The 13,899-nt window shown below is 43.4% G+C and carries 11 protein-coding genes; 7 read left to right on the forward strand and 4 right to left on the reverse strand.

Annotation, left to right across the window (positions count from 1 at the left end; translation table 11 throughout):
• Positions 1-28 precede the first annotated feature (28 nt).
• Positions 29-841 carry a type II toxin-antitoxin system SpoIISA family toxin gene (locus tag WCV65_RS08530; protein WP_338781585.1) on the reverse strand — a complete coding sequence of 271 codons (813 nt, stop codon included), beginning with the start codon at positions 839-841 and terminating at the stop codon, positions 29-31.
• A gap of 73 nt (positions 842-914) precedes the next feature.
• Between WCV65_RS08530 and WCV65_RS08535 the strand changes: the two genes are divergently transcribed.
• From WCV65_RS08535 to WCV65_RS08555, 5 genes are all read left to right on the forward strand, one after another.
• On the forward strand, positions 915-1,673 hold the full coding sequence (locus tag WCV65_RS08535) for a DeoR/GlpR family DNA-binding transcription regulator (protein WP_338781587.1): 759 nt from the start codon (positions 915-917) through the stop codon (positions 1,671-1,673).
• Between the two features lie 334 nt (positions 1,674-2,007).
• A complete protein-coding gene (kduD, locus tag WCV65_RS08540; protein ID WP_338781589.1) occupies positions 2,008-2,760 on the forward strand; it encodes a 2-dehydro-3-deoxy-D-gluconate 5-dehydrogenase KduD in 753 nt (250 codons plus the stop codon).
• A gap of 19 nt (positions 2,761-2,779) precedes the next feature.
• Positions 2,780-3,607 (forward strand): 5-dehydro-4-deoxy-D-glucuronate isomerase, encoded by an 828-nt coding sequence (gene kduI / locus WCV65_RS08545; protein ID WP_338781591.1) that lies wholly within the window; start codon positions 2,780-2,782, stop codon positions 3,605-3,607.
• A gap of 21 nt (positions 3,608-3,628) precedes the next feature.
• Entirely contained in the window at positions 3,629-4,831 is a 1,203-nt protein-coding gene (locus tag WCV65_RS08550; RefSeq protein WP_338782214.1) for a glycoside hydrolase family 88 protein, read from the forward strand.
• Between the two features lie 243 nt (positions 4,832-5,074).
• Positions 5,075-8,635: a heparinase II/III family protein gene (locus WCV65_RS08555; RefSeq protein ID WP_338781592.1), complete on the forward strand. Its 3,561-nt coding sequence runs from the start codon at positions 5,075-5,077 to the stop codon at positions 8,633-8,635.
• Positions 8,636-8,671: 36 nt separating this feature from the next.
• Here the strand turns inward: WCV65_RS08555 and WCV65_RS08560 are convergent, their stop codons facing one another.
• Together WCV65_RS08560 and mreBH are read right to left on the reverse strand one after the other, a co-directional pair.
• The gene (locus WCV65_RS08560) at positions 8,672-9,424 is read right to left on the reverse strand and encodes an STAS domain-containing protein (RefSeq protein WP_051860870.1); all 753 of its coding nucleotides are present in this window, start codon (positions 9,422-9,424) and stop codon (positions 8,672-8,674) included.
• A gap of 312 nt (positions 9,425-9,736) precedes the next feature.
• On the reverse strand, positions 9,737-10,744 hold the full coding sequence (gene mreBH, locus WCV65_RS08565; RefSeq protein ID WP_035413275.1) for a rod-share determining protein MreBH: 1,008 nt from the start codon (positions 10,742-10,744) through the stop codon (positions 9,737-9,739).
• Between the two features lie 194 nt (positions 10,745-10,938).
• Between mreBH and WCV65_RS08570 the strand changes: the two genes are divergently transcribed.
• Positions 10,939-11,487, forward strand: coding sequence for a VanZ family protein (locus tag WCV65_RS08570; RefSeq protein ID WP_338781598.1), 549 nt, complete (start codon positions 10,939-10,941; stop codon positions 11,485-11,487).
• Between the two features lie 14 nt (positions 11,488-11,501).
• Here the strand turns inward: WCV65_RS08570 and WCV65_RS08575 are convergent, their stop codons facing one another.
• On the reverse strand, positions 11,502-12,635 hold the full coding sequence (locus tag WCV65_RS08575) for a zinc-dependent alcohol dehydrogenase (protein ID WP_338781599.1): 1,134 nt from the start codon (positions 12,633-12,635) through the stop codon (positions 11,502-11,504).
• Between the two features lie 177 nt (positions 12,636-12,812).
• Here WCV65_RS08575 and WCV65_RS08580 point away from each other — a divergent pair, with 177 nt between their 5' ends.
• On the forward strand, positions 12,813-13,856 hold the full coding sequence (locus WCV65_RS08580) for an aldose epimerase family protein (RefSeq protein WP_338781601.1): 1,044 nt from the start codon (positions 12,813-12,815) through the stop codon (positions 13,854-13,856).
• Positions 13,857-13,899: the final 43 nt, after the last annotated feature.

Here is a 13,899-nt window from a genome sequence, read left to right on the forward strand (position 1 = left end):
TTTTAAAATACCATATCAAATATAAAGCTTACTCCGCCATTAGACTTCCAGGTTCACTCTTCTTTGATTGCGTCCGCCACTCCAATATCTTCACTAAATTGATGACATGCAGGGTGTCAATTTCCATGACTGAATTTTCTCTGGCTGAGAGGATAAGCAGATACGAGTAGTGTCCGTAAATGGGGATCACGGCCACCTTTTCTTCATTAAATGAATGGACCCGGGCCTGTTTCAGCTGGTCTGTAACGTGCTGTTTATCGTTGATGGAAATGTTAAAAATGGTTTCCAGACGTCCCAGCACCTGGTGGATGCTTTGGGTAAAATGATAATCATCATCCCCGACAAGATGATAAAGCTTCACATGAAAATCAAATTGATCTGTGTAAATTTCCACGTATGCAGTTATGGATCTCTCATAATCTTCAAAGCTTTGGAGGGACGATTCCTTTGGCATCAAGTCCTCTTCCTCCTGTATAATGAGCGAAAACGCAGTTGATTTTTTCCTCATATATTCCAGAGTCCGCTCATTATGCTGAATGGTTTGTTCAATCCATTCACTATGCTTAAATTCGGCTGATCCGATTTTTTGGATATTGGGAGTCTGAAAAATGCTAAGATCAATAAAGACAGCAGCAGCTGCGAGCTGGAGGATAAGAGGCCAATCCTTCATAGATAGTATTTGAAAAAAGAAACACACGGAAAGAAACAGCAAAAATAGTGCGTACAGCCATTTTCTTAAGGCCTGCAGCAGGGAAGAGTAGACAGATCTGTTTATCATATAAAGTACGATAGCGGCGGCAGAATAGAGGACCATGATTAGAAACAGCCACTGTACATACATACGCATACCCCCTTCCTAACCATATTTATTGGACGGGAGGCAGAAAGATGATAGAGAAAGGGCGAAAAAGTCCATGCATTTTGTAGAACGTCATGAAAAAATCATTCAAACCCTTGAAAAAGAGAAAATGGTGAAGGTAACTGAACTGAGCATTAGCCTGAACGTAACGGAAAAAACCGTCCGGCAGGATCTCATCGTGCTTGAAAATAAAGGATTGCTCAAACGGATTTACGGGGGAGCGATCTTACCTGAAAGTACGGGAATGCTGCCTGTCGAAAAAAGACAAGCCAGCTTTTTATATGAAAAAAAGCTGGCAGCAAAAGCTGCAGCTGAAAGAATAGAAGAAGAGGATACCATATTTCTGGATGGCGGGAGTACGATGCTCGAGCTTGCCAAGCTGCTTATCCACCGGAAAATAACCGTCCTAACAAACGATATCAAAATCGCGCACACTCTAATAGGAGCAGAAAAAGTTCAGCTGATCATGCCGGGTGGAGGAAGAATTCCCGGATCGGCCAGTCTTTTTGGGCCCATCGCAGAGGAGGCCATGCAGAAACTCAGAGTTAAAAAGCTGTTTCTGGGGACAACAGCAGCTGATTTATCAAATGGCCTTACTGTTTTCAGTCATGCTCAGGCAGAGTACAAAAAAAGAATAATCAGGCTTGCGGATTATGTTGCTCTCGTAACAGATCATACAAAATTTGGACAAACGGCATTAATTCAATATGCTGATTTTGATATTCTCGATGAAGTGATTACAAATAATGAATTACCGGAAGCCTGGAAAAAAGATCTGGGGAGAATGGGCATTCCAGTCTGTTATGGAAAATGACCTCTAAATCAGGACACCTATAGGTAAATTGTAAACTGAAATGACGGATGCTAGAAGATATTCCAGGGAAGAGAATAGGTGCCGGATGAGAAACCATGTAATCATATAAATATCAGTTAATCCCTTACATCTCATGAGGAAAATAAATAGGGCGTAACGATTAGGAACCTAAAATTTGACCGGATGTCAGCCGGCATTTTAGATTTTCTGCTATATTTGGAAAATCTCAAAAACTTCCAAAATTCACTATCCCTCTTTTTCCCAGTGTGCTAAACTAATAAAAACGAACATAAAGATACAAATATGAACACAAATGGGAAGTGGAGGGGTTCTTTTGCCGCAATTTTCTCTACATGGAAAGGTGGCTCTTGTGACAGGGGCAAGCCGCGGTCTCGGCAGGGGAATGGCGCTTGGATTGGCAGAAGCAGGTGCAGACATTATCGGTGCTGGAATCAGTGATATGTCCCTTGTGCAAAAAGAGATTGAGAGTCTGGGAAGATCATTTATGGGAATCAAAGCGGATCTATCAGATGAAAAACAGCGGACCAATCTGATTAAAAAGGCCATTGAGGAAAAAGGGAAAATTGATATTCTTGTCAATAACTCCGGTATGATCCGGCGATCTCCTGCTGAGGATTATACAATGGAGGATTGGAGAGCAGTCAACAATTTGAATATGGATGCGGTATTTCAGCTGTGCTCCGAAGCAGGAAGGCATATGCTGGAGCGGGGCTCCGGTAAAATCATTAATATTGCCTCCATGCTTTCTTTTCAAGGCGGAATCCGCGTACCTGCTTATACGGCAAGCAAGCATGCGGTAGCAGGTTTGACACGAGCACTTTCAAACGAGTGGGCAGGAAAGGGAATCTGTGTAAATGCGATTGCTCCGGGTTATATGGAGACAGACAACACAGAAGCGCTTAGACAGAATAAGGAGCGCAGCGCATTTATCCAATCCAGGATTCCGGCAGGGAGATGGGGATTGCCAGAAGATTTAAAGGGACCGGTTGTTTTTCTTGCATCGGATGCTTCCAATTATGTAAGCGGTCACATACTGGCGGTTGATGGAGGATGGCTAAATTTTTAATAAACAGGGAGAGGGAAAAATGGAAACGAGACATTGTGCAAGCAAAGAAGAAACGAAACGTTATACGACAGAAGAGCTAAGAAATGCTTTTTTAATTGAGTCGCTCTTTGAAGATGATCAGCTGAAGCTCACATATACCCATGAAGACAGGATGCTGATTGGCGGAGCTGTTCCTGTAAGAGAGCCTTTGACTCTGATCGAGCCTGATATTAAGACAAAGGCATTTTTTGAAAGAAGAGAAGCCGGAATCATTAATATCGGCGGACCGGGTTCCATTAAAGTGGATGGAGAAGAATATCATTTAGATCAAAAAGACTGTCTTTATGTGGGGCTCGGGAAAAATGAAGTGGTGCTCTCAAGTGAAGATGTGAAAAATCCGGCCCGGTTTTATATTTTATCTGCTTTGGCGCATAAAGAATTTCCGACAGTTAAGATTGGCATCAATGAAGCCGCTCCCGTACATTTGGGCGATGAGAAAAACTCCAATAAACGGACGATTTATAAGTATATTCATGCGGAGGGCGTGCAAAGCTCGCAGCTGATGATGGGGATGACGCTTTTGGCACCCAATTGCATGTGGAACACAATGCCAGCACATATCCATGACCGCCGCTCTGAAGTATATTTATATTTTGATATGGAAGCCGATACCAGGGTTTTTCACTTCATGGGCGAGCCTTCCGAAACAAGGCATTTAGTTGTGAAGAATGAACAGTCTGTTATTTCTCCAAGCTGGTCGATCCATTCAGGTATCGGCACGAGCAATTACACATTTATTTGGGCAATGGCTGGTGAAAATTATACATTTGATGACATGGAACAAGTCTCGATGAGTGATTTGCGATAAGGAGGGAACAGATTCTTGAATGTGGTCAATGAAGGAATAAAAATAAACCGGTACAAAGCTTTAGATGGTTCACCTGAATTCGTAGATAAGGCTTTGGCGCAGGCTCTGGAAAAAATCAGTGCGAACCTGGAGCCGTTCACCTATATTTTCCCCGATGACACGACGGTAGAGGGCCTGTATTACCCCCGCAAGCCTGAAAGAAGCGATCAAATGAGAGGCGGCAACTTCGGATGGACCACAAGCTTCTGGACCGGTATCATCTGGCTTGCTTATGAAATAACTGGAGATGAAAAGTACCGGAAAGCAGCAGAAGTTCATGTTGAAAGTTTTTATGACCGGATTATTCAGAAACTGGACTGCGATCATCACGACCTGGGGTTTCTGTATACGCTTTCCTGTGTTAGCGGATATAAGCTGACAGGAAATGAAACAGCGAAAAAGGCAGCTCTATTGGCAGCAGATCATTTAATGACTCGTTATTTTGAAAGTGCAGGTATTATCCAGGCATGGGGAGACTTGAATGATCCGAAACAAAGGGGCCGGATTATTATTGATTGTCTCATGAATCTTCCATTACTGTATTGGGCCGCAGAGGTTACGGGAGATTCTCGTTACAAAACGGCTGCGGAAAAGCACGCACTCAATGCTTGTAAGTGGATTGTAAGGGAAGATGCATCTACGTACCACACCTATTTCTTTGATACGGAAACGGGAGAAGCGAAGTATGGAAAAACACATCAGGGGTACCGGGATGATTCCTGCTGGGCAAGGGGCCAGGCTTGGGGAATTTATGGGTTCCCGTTAAGTTTTATCTATACCAATAATCTCGAATTCCTGGAATTGACTGAAAAGCTTGCCCATTATTTTTTGAATCGGACCCCGGCCGACGGTGTCGTATATTGGGACCTTGCCTTTACAGATGGAAGCGGGGAGGAAAAGGACAGCTCATCAACGGCCATTGCGGCCTGCGGACTGCACGAACTGGCAAAGCACACAACGGACAAGGAATTAAGAAGCTATTATGGCCAGGCTGCTTCCGCGATGCTGAGAGATCTCTATGAAGGCTACTCAACAAGAAATCATCCTGAATCAAATGCTCTCATCTTGCATGGAGTATATGCAAAGCCTGAACAACTGGGAGTGGATGAAGGGAATTTGTGGGGTGACTATTATTATATGGAAGGCCTCGTCCGTCTGAAGAAAAACTGGAATCTGTATTGGTAAGAGCAGCTGCCTAACAGCTGCTTATTTGAAATAGGCTGTGTTAAAGCATTATGTTGATTTCTTAACATCTGTTGATTGGAGCGAACGCCTGCTGACTGTAATCAACAGCTAAGTTTAACAGAGCATTAAAAAGAGAAATGCAAGCGCTTTTAAAATTCGGTTCGGCTCATTTTCATGGAGATGGATTCACTTGCTTTCTGCCAGGATAAGAGCATGTGAGCGGGCTTTAACCGGGGGAAATGGATGGTAATCAAGAGAGGGATACTGATCTTACTGTCTTTGATGCTATTAATGCCGATCTGTCCTGATATTGTAAAAGCTGATGATCCGCCTGCTGAAGAAAATAGAGAAGAAGAGCAGCTTGTCATTCAGGACTTTGAAGATATAGCCGACTGGAAGGGACTAATAAGGGAAACTGAAACCATACATGAAGGCAGCTCCGCCGGGAAATGGATGATTACAGATAAAAACACCGGAAAACTGACAAAAGCCATTGAAACCAATTCCATCCCTAATGACTGGACCTCCTATGATTCATTGAATCTTTGGATCCACTCCGAAAAATCAACAAACGACCGAATCTACGTAGTCCTCTACTCAGATAATTCTGCTACCGCACAGCTTGATTACTATATCACCTCTATACAAATTACGTGGCAGGGCTGGCGAAAAGTCAGGCTGCCCTACTATTCCTTCCGGGCAGGATATACGCCTGCCGGCTTCAGCAAAATTGATCAGCTAAGACTTCATGCCTCATGGTACGGGGAAACCCCTAATCCAGATACCCGTTTAATCCTGGATCAAATGACACTGGACTATACGAAAGAATCTGATATTCTGCCTATAGACGGATTCGAGGATTCGAAGAAATGGACATCAATTACAGAGAACACCCAATATGTGAAAGAAGGACTTTTCAGCGGAAAATGGGATCAAATGCCCTCTAAAAAAGCGGTTCAGTCTACTGCAATCCCAAAGGACTGGTCACGGTATGACAAGCTTGATTTTTGGATGTACTCTGAAAAGGCAACCGGCACGATGATTTATCCTATACTGGACTCCGATGATCCGGCAACAGAAGGATTTGATTATTTCCTTGCAGGTCTGAAAATAGACTGGACAGGATGGAAGCAGGTATCCATTGATTTAAAAGATTTTACTCCATCCAGGCAGCCGCTGGGGCTTCATACTGTGAAAAAGCTGACATTTCACTCCTTCTGGTACAGCAATCAGCCACCAGATCCGGAGACAGTCGTATATTTTGATGATATGAAGCTTGTGCGAGAATCGTTTCAGGTTTCTCCTAAATCCATTTCCAAAGAAGGAATGCCTGGAACTGAGCAAACGTACTTTGTGACGATCTTGAATAAAGCCAATCAGGCGGACCATTTTGACGTCAGTATTCCGGAAGAGTTTTCAGATGCTGTTACTGTAAGTGAGAAATCAGGAGACCTGCAGCCGGGAAAATCCAAAATTCTGACCGTTCAATGGAAATGGCCTAAGGAAACACAGGCAGGAGAGGAACAGACCATGACGATATCCATATTGTCCCGCTTAAAGCTTGGGGCAAGTTTTCAAGTGAAGCTTAAATCGAAGCCGTATCAGTGGAAGGAAGTCAGCCATACAAGGCCGAAATCTTTTATAAACGCTAATGAGCTATCAGAAGCCAAGAAAAGGATCGCCGAAGAACCGTGGGCAGCAGATTATTTTAAGAAATTGAGAAAGGAAGCTGACCAGCAGCTCATTTCAAACCTGGATGTTCCGGACCAGGCAGGCGGCCATGGAATGTGGTTCCTATGTGATGACAGCTCACCCCTTCAATATGACCCGGCGAGCCCCAATAAACACTACTGCCCGTCAGAGGATAAATTTTATACAGGGGATTCTTATGATGCAGGCTGGCGTTATTACCGCCACAATGAAATCATCAAAGCTGCCCGCACGCTGGCATCTTCCTACAAACTGAGCGGCGATGTGCGTTATGGCAGAAAAGCTGCAGATCTGATTATCAAATACGCAAATTATTATCCAAATTACTCCAAGCAGGCGAGGGGAGGAAGGCTTTATTGGCAAACGCTTGATGAATCGGTAAGCATGGTTGATCTTGCTTACACGTATGATCTGCTTTATGACAGCGGATTGTTGTCAGAGCAGGATAAAGCGAACATCGAGCTGAATATGCTCCGGCCATCAGCTGTTGCCATCAGTGAGTATGATATGGGACGGTCCAACTGGCAGGCATGGCATAATGCTGCTGTCGGCATGATTGGTTTTGTTCTTGGAGACCGGGAATACATGGAATTTGCCATCAAAGGGGAGCATGGATTTTATTACTTGATGAAGGAGAGTGTCCTTTCAGACGGATTTTGGTGGGAGGGGTCCATGGCCTATCATTTATATGCGCTTAGGGCTCTGCAGAATCTGGCAGATGGGGCTAAAAGCTGGGGCTATGATTTGTACAGCAGTCCTGAACTAAAAAAAATGTATGAGGTTCCACTGGATTATGCATACCCGAATTTTGGGCTCCCTTTCAATAATGATGGAGGAATATACGGAAGCTCATTGATGGATCCAGTGAGTAAAAAAGGGAATTTTGATTATGAACCGGCCTATTCGGCATATGAGTCTCCTGGCTTTGCCTGGCTGCTGGATACAAAATACAAGAAAATTCCGCGTGAAGGCGAATACGCTCTATTTAAAGGAATTCCGACGATTCCGGAAACCGGTTCCTATGAATGGAAGAGCCGGAATTTCGAAGGAGCGGGCCAAAGTTTACTTCGAACCGGCAGCATGTATGCCCTCATGGACTATGGCCCATACGGGGGCTCCCACGGACACCCTGATAAACTGCATATGGATTTGTTTGCTGAAGGAGAAGCATTTGCGCCCGATTTTGGAACCCCAAGCTATGGGCACGTCCTTTACACTGGATGGTATAAGCAAACAGTCAGCCATAATACGCTGACTGTAGATGGAACTTCCCAAAAAGCGGCAGAGGGGAAACTAGAACATTTTGCTTTGGGCAAGAATTTGCAGGTCATGAAGGCGGAGGGGGGAGATGCCTTCCCGGGTGTTGAAGCAAAACGGACAGTCTTGATGTGGGATCGTTTTGCCTTGGACTGGATGGAAGCGTCAAGCCTTGGAGAAATCAGACAATATGATTGGGTGTTCCATGGTCTTGGTGACTTCTCAACCAATCTGAATTTTTCTGAACGCCATTCTCCACTCGGAACCCAGAATGGATATCAATTTCTTAAGGATCCAAAAAGCGCTTTTGTAAAGGATTCGTTTCATTCTCAATGGAAGCTTCATAATAAAACGCTCCGTATGATTTCACTGGGAACAGGACTGAAGGAAGTTGCTGAGGCTATGGGCCCCGGACCTTCTTCAGAACCCGAAAAAACCTATTCCGTTCTTTTTCAGCGGCAAAAAGGGGAGAAAGCGCGCTTTGTTAACATTTTTGGTGCAGGAGAGATGGAATTCAGCGCAAGCTGGTTTGACGAATACGGTATTCAAATAGAGGATGGGAATGAAGCAGCCTGTATAATTGCCAATCCGGAAACGGAAGCAGGCGGACTTTTCGCAGGGAGGATCGCATTTGATAAAAGCAAGGTGAAAAGCTGCCGGGACCTTCCTATGAAAGTCCTGGCAGGTGGTGAGAAGCTGACCATCATTCTGCCGGCTAAAACCATTATGCGAAGTGCGACTCTTATGATCAAAGGCACTGGCTATAAATCCATTACTGTCAATGGAAAAGAAACCTCCGGCATTGAAATGAACGGATTGACGGTTATTGACCAATAAGAAAACAGCCCCTGCAGATTTCAGCAAGGGGCTGTTTTAATTAAACGCATCAATGGCCTGTTTCACGTTCATATACGTCCGAATAATGGAAAGCTCCTCAATCAATTCAGTGCTCGTTTGCAGTATGAGCATAGGAGTGACACCTGTTAATATCAATTCTGTCCCCATCATATTCAATACATTAAAAAGCTTCAGCAAACTTGCAACCTCATCTTTTTCTACCTTAATCAGTCCTGACAGGTCCACTATGATGGCATGATTTTTAATAGTGGAAGCATAGGCAGAAACGGAATTCATGAGTTCTTCGGATCTTTTGTTGCTAAGCTCTCCTATTAACGGAAGAACGGAAAGATTGTCACTGATGGGAACAATTGGAGTGGAAAGCTCAGTAATTCTTTCAAGGTATTCTTTTTGTTTTGTTACATTCTTTTGAATACCGATAAAATAAGTTTTATGTTCACTTTCCACAAAGGCAGGTTCGATATGTAATTCGTTCCAAAAGGAGGAGCCGTCTTTCCTGTAATTCATAATGTCAGTGAGGATTGGCTTATTTTCTTTCAGCGCCATTTTAATCCTCCCAACCGTCTCATAACTTGTATTCCTGCCTTGAAGAAAACGGCAGTTTTTTCCCAGAACCTCTTCATAGGAATAGCCTGTCATCTCTGCAAATCCTTTATTTACATAAATGAGCGGATTATCCGGCAGGGACGGATCAGTTATGGTAATTCCAACATGAGTAGAATCCAGTGTCTTTTTAAATAATTCATCACTCAGCATCTTATTCGTCAAAAAGGTTCCTCCCGGTCAATTTTCTATAAGAATTATTCCCTTTTTCAAAAGCTCTAAACTTTCTCTATCTAACATGATTTACTGAATAAAAACCTTCGGTGCACTTGTTTTTGCTTCAGGATGTACTCTCTTTAGTGGTGCATATGCTTTTTCTTTCCCAGTTACGGAAACCGGCGGAGTCTTATTGGAATCCTGCTCCTCCTGCATTTTCACACCCTTTGCACTCAAGCGGAGGTTCTTTGAATAGAGTGCCGCAATTTGACCATTAAAAAAGCCTGGAGTTTGCCTCCAGGCTTTTTCGGAAGTAATGGTTTATTTAGCTGCTTTTTGAAGTTTGTGAATGACACCGAGAGAGCGTCCGGTTCCAATTGCGACTGATTCAAGCGGGTTTGGTGCCAGATGGACAGGCACCACAATTTCTTTACTCAGCCAATCCTGCATGCCGTTCAGAAGCGCTCCTCCTCCAGTAAGAATGACTCCGCGGTCCACAATATCCCCGCTGAGCTCCGGCGGGCAATCTTCTAATGTTGCACGGATTGCTTCAAGAATATGAGAAAGCGATTCTTTCATCGCCTGCTGAATTTCATTAGAACGAAGCTGGATGGTTTTAGGGAGTCCGGTTACTAAATCACGTCCGCGTACATCCATTGTCAATTCTTCGTGATCGACCAATGCATATCCAATTTCTATTTTAATTTGTTCAGCAGTCCGTTCTCCTACAAGAAGATTATATTTTTTTCGGACATATGTAACAATATCCTCGTCAAGCTGATCTCCGCCAATTCGGATGGAGTGGCAGGAAACTACTCCTCCAAAGGAAATAATGGCGACTTCCGTCGTTCCTCCGCCAATGTCCACTACAACGTTTGCTACCGGTTCTGCTACAGGCAGGTCCGCCCCAATGGCTGCAGCTACAGGTTCCTCAATTAAGTGCACATGCTTTGCACCGCAGTTTTTAACTGCATCATGGATGGCACGGCGTTCAACCGATGTAGATCCTGAAGGTGTACAAACGACAACACTTGGTTTTCTAATGGAGAATCCAAGCTGCTTGCCTGCTTTTTTCATAATTTGTTTCAGCATTTCAGTGGTTACATCGTAGTCCGCTATTACGCCATCTTTCAGCGGACGGATTGCCACGATCTTACCTGGTGTTTTTCCAATCATGCTTTTCGCTTCAGCACCGACAGCGAGCACTGTTTTAGTTTCTGTATCAATTGCCACTACAGAAGGCTCGTTTAGAACGATTCCTTTGTTTTTTGTATAAACCAATATATTGGCGGTTCCAAGATCAATCCCGATTTCAGTGTTAGAAAACATGTTTTCACCCATTCTTTATAGAATTCTAGTCTTATATATGGCTTCTATTCATTATGTCGATTTATGGGGGTAGGTTTCAATGGAATGTTGTGGAAGGCAATTATTTATCCTCTATCGTGAGTTTTCGCACTCTTTTTTGCCTATCATTTCACATAAGAATTTGATACAGTTAGTCTGGAAAAGGAATTAAGGTTATGAGAAGAAAGATTAAGGGAATTATTGATGATATAAAAAAAGTTTTGTCAATGAAAGATGGAATGATAATGGTAAAGAAACAGCTAAAAACAGTTGCAGCAGGGACATTGATTATCTATCTCGCATTTCTGCTAAAACTGGTATTATTCAAACAAATTCCACTGCATGAGTCTCCGGAACATTTTGCAGCTTTGAGCGGAGATTTGATAAAACAAAATTTTGCATACAGCAATATGACGCCTTTTGCTACCGTAAAGCGTTATATGATGGTAGCTCATAGCAGGCCGGGATTAAGCATTCCAAATCTTTTAGGAAATTTGGCCGGATTTATTCCATTTGGCTTGCTCATACCGGTAATGGTTAAAAAATTAAGAAATAGCTGGCTGATGCTTTTGCTTTCTTTTCTTTTCAGTCTCGCTTTGGAAATCATTCAGCTTTCATTAGCTCTCGGTGTCTTTGATGTGGATGACCTGCTTCTTAATACAGCAGGCGGAGTTTTTGGCTATCTGCTTTTCAGCCTCTTAATAAAAATAGGGCGATCCAAATGAGGATCGCCCTGTTTTTATGGTTTCAAAACAACTTTTACACACTCATCTTCATGATCATTGAAAATGTTATATGCATGGGAAGCTTCGTCCAGCGAGATTTTGTGCGAGACAATCTCGGAAGGAACGATTTGATTGGATTGAATCATGTCAAACAGTTTTGGCATAAAGTGGATGACAGGTGCCTGTCCTGTTTTGACGGTGATATTTCTGGAAAAAATATCTCCAAGCGGAAAGTCGTTATAGGATTCTCCATAAACACCTGTCAGCTGAATGGTTCCGAATTTACGGACGGCTTCAGAAGCGATTCGGATTGGACCAAGACTTCCGCCATGAAGCTTAAACTTCTGGCCGATTTTTTCCATAGCCGTCATTCTTCCATCCATTCCTACACAATCGATTACAACATCTGCTCCGCCCTTTGTAAATTCGTGCAGATAAGAGCCGGGGTCATCCGTACTGGTAAAATCAAATGTTTCAACTGAATTCATCTTTTTCGCTTTATTTAATCGATAATCGAGCTGATCGACAGCAATAACCCGCTCTGCTCCAGCCATTGCTGCAAACTTTTGCGCCATTAGACCAACAGGTCCGCAGCCAAGGACAATCACTGTATCTCCGGCTTTAACTCCTGCGTTTTCTACACTCCAGTATGCGGTAGGAAGTACATCAGACATGAAAAGAAGGTCTTCATCTTCGCGTTCACAGGATTCTGGCACTACAAAAGAGGTAAAGTCAGCATAAGGTACGCGCAGGTATTCAGCCTGTCCCCCAGGGTGACCTCCGAACATTTCAGTGAATCCAAAAAGTCCTCCCTGATCTCCCATAGGATTGGAGTTGTCGCATTGGCTTTCCATCTGATTTCTGCAGTAGAAGCATGTTCCGCACCCAATATTAAATGGGATAACTACCCGGTCGCCTTTTTTTACCTTTGTAACCTCAGAACCGACCTCTTCAACGATTCCCATCGGTTCATGGCCAATTACATAATCCTTATTTATAGGCATATTTCCTTGATAGAGGTGAAGGTCTGATCCGCAAATTGCGGTAGAGGTAATTTTAACGATCATATCGCTGTTCTCCTGAATCCTTGGATCCTCCACCTGTTTTACTTCGATCTTCTCACTGCCTTGATAAGTAACTGCTCTCATTCTTCACACTCCTAGTTATATATTGTCACACTCCTGTTCTTTTCCCCTTTTAACATCTTGTAATCGGATTGGCTCGAAAAATATGCCAAAAGCTTCCTCTCGTGAAACTTTACAATGTAAAGCATTAAGATTATGCTCAATTTAATAGAATCAGATAAAGGCTGGAAGGAGTCCGTTATGAAGGCAGAAAAAAAGATATTTGGTCAATTGGACGGTCAGGATGTTTATGGCTACAGAATAAGAAACAGCAATGGAGTAGAGGTTGAATGCATGGAATACGGCTGTGCGATAACCAGAATTGTAACGCCTGACAGGGATGGAAGGGTTGAAAATATCGTACTCGGCTGCAGGGAGCTGGAGGATTATATACATAGAGTTCCTTATTTTGGGGCGGTAGTCGGGCGTGTAGGAGGAAGAATCGGAAAAGGGCATCTGCCTGTAAACAGAAAAACCTATCAGGTAACTGCGAACCAGGAAGGCAATCACCTGCATGGCGGAGAAAAAGGATTCAGTCACAGGGTTTGGTCTTCACATGCAATTGAATCTGAGCAAGATGCAGCAGTTGTATTTACTTACTTTAGTCCAGATGGAGAAGAAGGGTTTCCAGGAAATCTTGAGGTGAAAGTAACTTACAGGTTAACGGAGAAAAACGAATTCATTTTGACCTATGAAGGAAGACCGGATCGGGATACTGTTCTGAATATGACGAATCATACCTATTTTAATTTGAGCGGTTCTGTCAAAGATTCGATAGCTGAACATGCGCTGACCCTTCCAAGCGGCCATTACCTGGAGCTCGATGATGAATCATTGCCTACAGGGAGAGAGCTTGAAACAGAAGGAACGGTCTTTGACTTCCGGCAAGGCAGGAAACTGAAGGATGGAATCTTCTCCGATCACGAACAAATAAAAATTGCCGGCGGTGGTTATGATCATCCGTTCCTGCTTGATGAAGGGAAGGAGATGATCCTTTATGAAGCTAACAGCGGACGCCTTCTTACAGTGGAAACAGATCAGCCTGCTGTCATTGTGTATACAAGCAATTCAATGGGAGATGATATTGTGCTGCAGGAAGGAAAGACTGCAGAGAAGCATATGGCCGTTTGCCTTGAGACGCAATTTCCGCCAGATGCCGTACACCACGACTCATTTCCATCCATTATTCTTCGAAATGGCGAAAAATATCACGCCGAAACGAAATGGACATTTTCAGTTAGATAGAAGAGACAGCGTGAGCGCTGTCTTTTTTTGTTAACTTTCCAAG

It is taken from the genome of Metabacillus sp. FJAT-52054 (genome assembly GCF_037201815.1).
GTDB lineage: Bacteria > Bacillota > Bacilli > Bacillales > Bacillaceae > Metabacillus_B > Metabacillus_B sediminis.

What these genes read in the sequence shown, in the direction of transcription:
- mreBH (WP_035413275.1), bottom strand. Translation starts at nt 10,744, where the DNA reads ATGTTTTCTAACACTGAAATCGGGATTGATCTTGGAACCGCCAATATA.
- WCV65_RS08570 (WP_338781598.1), top strand. Translation starts at nt 10,939, where the DNA reads ATGAGAAGAAAGATTAAGGGAATTATTGATGATATAAAAAAAGTTTTG.
- WCV65_RS08575 (WP_338781599.1), bottom strand. Translation starts at nt 12,635, where the DNA reads ATGAGAGCAGTTACTTATCAAGGCAGTGAGAAGATCGAAGTAAAACAG.
- WCV65_RS08535 (WP_338781587.1), top strand. Translation starts at nt 915, where the DNA reads ATGCATTTTGTAGAACGTCATGAAAAAATCATTCAAACCCTTGAAAAA.
- kduI (WP_338781591.1), top strand. Translation starts at nt 2,780, where the DNA reads ATGGAAACGAGACATTGTGCAAGCAAAGAAGAAACGAAACGTTATACG.
- WCV65_RS08580 (WP_338781601.1), top strand. Translation starts at nt 12,813, where the DNA reads ATGAAGGCAGAAAAAAAGATATTTGGTCAATTGGACGGTCAGGATGTT.
- WCV65_RS08555 (WP_338781592.1), top strand. Translation starts at nt 5,075, where the DNA reads ATGGTAATCAAGAGAGGGATACTGATCTTACTGTCTTTGATGCTATTA.
- WCV65_RS08530 (WP_338781585.1), bottom strand. Translation starts at nt 841, where the DNA reads ATGTATGTACAGTGGCTGTTTCTAATCATGGTCCTCTATTCTGCCGCC.